Source organism: Methylobacterium sp. E-065 (assembly GCF_022829605.1).
Classification (GTDB): Bacteria; Pseudomonadota; Alphaproteobacteria; order Rhizobiales; family Beijerinckiaceae; genus Methylobacterium.
The window spans coordinates 1-896 of the sequence record NZ_JAKSYD010000133.1; the positions used below are offsets into that span (position 1 = coordinate 1).

Annotated in this window: 1 protein-coding gene; it reads right to left on the minus strand. The window is 67.9% G+C overall.

What is annotated here, in order from left to right:
- Positions 1 to 896 (minus strand): porin (locus tag MKK84_RS18740; RefSeq protein WP_243922357.1); only part of this gene is annotated, 896 nt, incomplete at both ends.

The following is an 896-nucleotide window of genomic DNA, read 5'->3' on the forward strand; positions in this document are numbered from 1 at the left end:
CCTGATCTCCGCCTTGGCTACCGCCTTGCGCGCCCGTGTTGCCGGTGATGATGTCCTGGTCGAGCCCGAGACCATAGACGAGGGGGATGGTGAGCGTGCCCGTCGGCTCCATGTTCTGCGCCTGCTGGAAGCTGTGCGCCCGGTGCCGGTGCTGGCGGCGGTCGAGAGGTTGCCGACGTTCAGCTCGTGGGTGGCGGCCGAGAGCTGGGCCGAACCCCAGGCCTGATCGAGGCGCACGACGCCGACGAAGTCGGGCAGGCGCGAGCGCTCGATGCTGTCGATGTTACCATAACGGTTCGGACCGACGAAGATCGGGGTCGGCTGGTTGGTTACGCCGAAGTTCTGCGTGCTACCCGTGTTCAGCGTGGCGGCCACGTTGAACGGCGAGAAGATCGGGGTGCGACGGAAGACCGGATCTTCGATCGAGATCGTCGCCGACAAGCCGTTGCCGACCGTGGCGGTGTAGGCCAGCAGGTTGGTCGAGAAGTTGTCTGAACCCGCGGTGGCGCCGGCGAACTCGAAGTCGTGGGCGTAGAAGTCGAAGAACGACGACGCGCGACCGGCGGTGAGCCCGGCGAACTGGATGAACGCCTTGTCGACGTTGGCGAACTGCTGGTCGCGGCCGAAGCTGTCGGTGCCGATGCCGGGATAGGCCTGGCCGATACGCTGCTGCGTGCCGGAGGTGCCGACGCCGGAGTAACCGGTACGGGCCCCGGCATCGAGGCGCACGAAGGCGCGCAGGGTGCCGTAGGCGGGCTGGGTACGGGCATCGAGGTTGATGCGCATCCGGCCCTGGTAGCCCGATGTGTCACCGGCGGCGCCCGCGTGGTCGGTGTAGCTAGTATGGTATCCGCCCTCGTACCGGGCACGGCCCGCTCCGCCCAGGCAGGTGCCCG